1 protein-coding gene is annotated in these 5,001 nt (G+C 75.4%); it reads left to right on the top strand.

All coding sequences use genetic code 11. From position 1 onward, the window contains the following. Positions 1-5,001, top strand: a 5,001-nt coding sequence (locus UWG_RS0121670; RefSeq protein WP_016909301.1) for a type I polyketide synthase, incomplete at both ends; no start/stop codon positions are given.

Consider the following 5,001-nt stretch of genomic DNA (forward strand, 5'->3'; position numbering starts at 1 on the left):
AGAGCCCGGGCTGTTCATCGAGTTCAGCAGGTTGCGCGCGCTGGCGCCCGACGGCCGGTGCAAGCCGTTCTCCGCCGACGCGGACGGCTTCGGCATGGCCGAGGGGGCGGGGATGCTGGTGGTGGAGCGGCTGTCGGACGCCAGGCGGCTCGGCCATCGAGTCCTCGCCGTCGTGCGGGGTTCCGCCGTCAATCAGGACGGTGCCTCCAACGGGCTGACCGCACCCAACGGGCCGTCACAGCAGCGCGCCATCCGGGCGGCGCTGCGTCGTGCCCAAGTCCCTGCCGCAGACGTGGACTTGCTGGAGGCCCACGGCACCGGCACACAGCTCGGAGACCCGATCGAGCTTCAGGCTCTCCAAGCGACGTACGGGCGTGCCCACTCCGCGGACCGGCCGCTGCACCTCGGCAGCGTCAAGTCCAACATCGGCCACGCCCAGGCCGCCGCGGGCATCGCCGGGCTCGTCAAAGCCGTCCAGGCGCTCCGCCACGAGACGCTGCCGCCCACCCTGCACACCAACCACCCCACGACCGCCGTCGATTGGGCATCCGGGGCCCTCCGCCTCCTCGCCGCGTCCCGCCCCTGGCCCCGTCACGACCGGCCGCGCCACGCCGCCGTCTCCGCCTTCGGCATCAGCGGCACCAACGCGCACGTCGTCCTCGGAGAAGGCGACCCGCCGCCCGAACCCTCTGCAACTCCCCCGGCATGGACGGAGGTTGCCGTGCCGCTGGTGCTGTCGGCGAAGACGCCCGAGGCCCTGCGCGCTCAAGCCGCCGCTCTGCACGAGCACTTGACCCGGCATCCCGACGAGCCCCTCCACCACACCGCCCGCACCCTCGCCCGCCACCGCACCCACCACGCCCACCGCACCCACGCCACCGGCACCCGCACCGAGATCCTCACCCACCTCGCCCACCCCACCACCATTCAGGCCAAGCCCAGGGGCATCGCCGCTCTTTACCCCGGCCAGGGCACCCAACACCCCGCCATGGGTCGGCAACTCGCCCAGCACTTCCCCGCCTACGCACACGCCCTGGAGGAAGCCGCTGCCCACCTCGATCCCCACCTCACCCAGCCCCTACGCACCCTCATGGAGAACCCCGACCCCACGCAGCACGCCCAACCCCTCCTCTTCGCCCACCAATACGCCCTCACCCGCCTCTACCAAACACACGGCCTCACCCCCACCACCCTCACCGGCCACTCCATCGGCGAAATCACCGCCGCCACCACCGCCGGCATCCTCACCCTCCACGACGCCGCACACCTCCTCACCACCCGCGCCCACCTCATGCACCAACTCCCCCCACACGGCACCATGCTCGCCATCCAAGCCACCGAACACGAAGTGGTCGCCACCCTCACCCCCACCGTCGCCCTCGCCGCCGTCAACGGACCCCGAGCCGTCGTCATCTCCGGAACCGAAAAGAGCGTCCAGCAGATCGGCGACCTGTGGCGCCGCCGCGGCCGACGCACCACCAAGCTCCGCGTCAGCCACGCCTTCCACTCCCCCCTCATGAACCCCGTCCTCGACGAGTTCGCCGCCGTCCTCGAAGGGCTCACCTTCCACGAGCCCACCGTCCCCGTCGTCCCGACCGCCGACAGCCCCCACCCGATGACCAGCCCCGCCTACTGGGTCGACCAGATCCGCCACACCGTCCGATTCCACGACGCGCTCGTCCAACTCCCGAACGACGACCTCCTCCTGGAGATCGGCCCGGACGCCGCGCTCACCCCGCTCATCACCACGGGGCACACCGCTCTCGCCAGCGCCCGACGCGACGAGGACGAGACCGGCTCCTTCCTCCGCTCCCTCGCCGACGCGCACACCCACGGCGCCTCCGTCGACTGGCCCGCACTCCTCCCGCCCGCACCGCCCACCGACCTCCCCACCTACCCCTTCCAACGCGAGCGCTACTGGATCCCCTCGACGCCCCCGGAAGGCGCGGGCAGCGACGCCGTCGACCACCCGTTCCTCACCGCCGCCGTGGAACTGCCCGCCGGCGGCGGCCTGGTACTCAGCGGCAGGGTCTCCCCCTCGACGGACCCGTGGCTCGCCGACCACGCCGTCGCGGGCAGCGTCCTCCTCGCCGGTACGGGGTTCCTGGAGCTCGCCTGCACGGCCGCACGCCGCGCGGGGTGCGGGCACCTCGGCGAACTGGTCGTCGAAGCACCGCTGTCGCTGCCGGCGACCGGCAGCGACGTGCAGGTGTGGGTGGCAGCGCCGGGAGACGGCGACCGGGACCTGGTGATCCGGTCCCGGGAGGGGGACGGCGACTGGGTGGTGCACGCGACGGGGACGCTCGCCGAATCCGTCGAGCAGGCGGCCGACACCTCGTGGACCGAACGCCCGTGGCCCCCCGCGGAGACCGAGGAGATCCCCGTCGAGGAGCTCTACGAGGAGCTGGCCGCCCGCGGCTACGCGTACGGGCCCGCCTTCCGCGGCCTGCGCGCGGTGTGGCGGTCGGAGGAGGAGACGTACGCCGAAGCCGTACTCCCCGAAGGCTGCGAGGACATGCGCCTCGCCGTCCACCCCGCGCTGCTGGACGCCGCGTTGCACCCCTTGGCCGTCGGCGCCTCCCGCGACGTCCGCCTGCCGTTCGCCTTCGGCCCCACGACCGTGCACTCGCCTGGCCCCCGCGCACTGCGCGTCCGGCTGCGGACGGCTGCCGGGTCCGTGCGGCTCGACGCCGTCACCGACTCGGGGGAACCGGTGCTCACCACCGAGGGGCTCGTGCTGCGCACGGTGGACACCGGTCGGCTGGCCGCCCGTGCGCCCGCGCGGGTGGACGCGCTGCGGCACGAGGTGGCCTGGCAGCGCGTCACCGAGCTCCCGCCGGCCGGACCGGCCCCCGGCACCTGGCTGGTCCTGGCGACGGCGTCCGCCTCGCCCTCGTGGAGCGCGGCCCCCGTCGAGGACGCCGTCACCGTCGCCTTCGACGGGGAGGAGGGGCGCGCGGAGCTCGCCGCGCGGCTGCCCGACGGGGAGTTCGCCGGCGTCCTGTGCTTCGCACGGCGCCCGGTGGAGCTGCTCACGGCGGTGCAGGCGCTCGCCGACGCGAAGGTGGCCGCCGAGGTGTGGTGCGTCACCCACCGCGCGGACGACGACCCGGACGCCGCCGCGGTGTGGGGCCTCGGACGGGCCGCCGCGCTCGAACTCCCCGACCGGTGGGGCGGGTTGGTCGACGTGCCGGAGGAGCGCACCGACTCCGCCGCCGCCCGCCTGGCGGGGCTGCTCTCCGGCGGCGGCGACGAGGACCAGGTCCGCATCGCGGACGACGGCGTCTTCGCACGCCGCCTCGTCGCCGCCGCGCCGGCGGACGAGCCGGACGGCTGGCAGCCCTCGGGGTCGGTGCTGATCACCGGCGGCACCGGGTCGCTCGGCGCCCACGTCGCCCGCTGGACGGCCCGACTCGGCGGCTGCTCCGTCCTGTTGGTCTCCCGGCAGGGCCCCGAGGCCCCCGGCGCGGGGGAGCTGCTTGCGGAACTGGCCGCCTGCGGCACACCGGCACGCGCCGTCGCGGCGGACGTCGCGGACCGGGAGGCGATGGCCGCGGTCGCGCGCGAGGCGGCCGAGGGCGGTGCGCCCGTCCGGGCGGTCTTCCACGCCGCGGGGGTCGGCGCGCAGAAGCCGCTGCTGGAGACCGGGCACGAGGACCTGCGGTCCGTCATGGCGGCGAAGGCCGGGGGCGCCCGGGTCCTCGACGAGGTGTTCGCCGACGCGGAGTTGGACGCCTTCGTGCTCTTCTCCTCCGTCTCCGGCATCTGGGGCGCGGCAGGCCAGGCGGCGTACGGCGCCGCCAACGCCGCACTCGACGCGGTCGCCGCGCGGCGTCGGGCGCGCGGGCCGGCGGCGGCCTCGCTCGCGTGGGGCCCGTGGGCCGGCGGCGGCATGGTCGACGCCGAGCGCGAGCGGCAGCTCCGCCGGCGCGGCCTCGTCCCGCTGCCGGTCGCCGACGCCGTCGCGGCGCTGGCCCGTTCGGTCGCGCTGGGCGGGGACGGCGTGCTCGTCGACGCGGCGTGGCCGCGGTTCCTCCCGCTCTTCACCGCGGCGAGGCCGGCGCCGCTCTTCGCGGAGTTCCTCCGCGGGTCGGAGGAGGCGCCGAAGACGGCCGGACGGTTCGCCGCCGTCCCGCCCGCCGAGCGGGAGCGGGCTCTGCGGGAGCTGGTGCGGGCCGAAGTCGCCGCCGCCATCGGCCAGTCGGACCCCGCCCGGGTCGACCTCGACCGCCCGCTGCGCGAGCTCGGCTTCGACTCCCTCATGTCCGTCCGGCTCCGCGACCGGCTCGCCGCGGCGACCGGCGTCCGCCTCCCGGCGACGCTCGCCTTCGACCACCCCACCTCCACCGCGCTCACGCACCACCTGGAATCCCTCCTCGCCCAGGTGCCCGACGAGGAGCGGCGGACCGCGGCCGCGACGGCGTCCACCGCGGAGCCCGTGGCCATCGTCGGCATGGCCTGCCGCTACCCGGGCGGGGTCGCGACGCCGGAGGACCTGTGGCGGCTCGTCGCCGAGGGACGCGACGCCGTCACCGGCTTCCCCACGGACCGCGGTTGGGACCTGGCCCGCCTCCACGACCCGGACCGGGAGCGGACCGGTACGGCCCACGCGCGGGAGGGCGGCTTCCTCGACGACCCGGCGGGGTTCGACGCGGACTTCTTCGGCATCCCCCCTCGCGAGGCCCTGGCGATGGACCCGCAGCAGCGGCTCCTGCTGGAGGCGGCCTGGGAGGCCGTCGAGTCCGCGGGGATCGTCCCGGAGAGCCTGCGCGGCACTCGGGCCGGGGTCTTCGCGGGGGTGATGTACAACGACTACCACTCCCGGCTCGGCGGCATCCCCGACGGCCTGGAGGGCATCCTCGGCCTCGCCAACAGCAACAGCGTCATGTCCGGGCGGATCTCCTACCTGTTGGGGCTGGAAGGTCCCGCGGTGACGGTGGACACGGCGTGCTCGTCGTCGCTCGTGGCGCTGCACCTCGCCTGCCAGGCGCTGCGCAACGG

It is taken from the genome of Streptomyces xiaopingdaonensis, from assembly GCF_000262345.1.
Classification (GTDB): Bacteria; Actinomycetota; Actinomycetes; order Streptomycetales; family Streptomycetaceae; genus Streptomyces; species Streptomyces xiaopingdaonensis.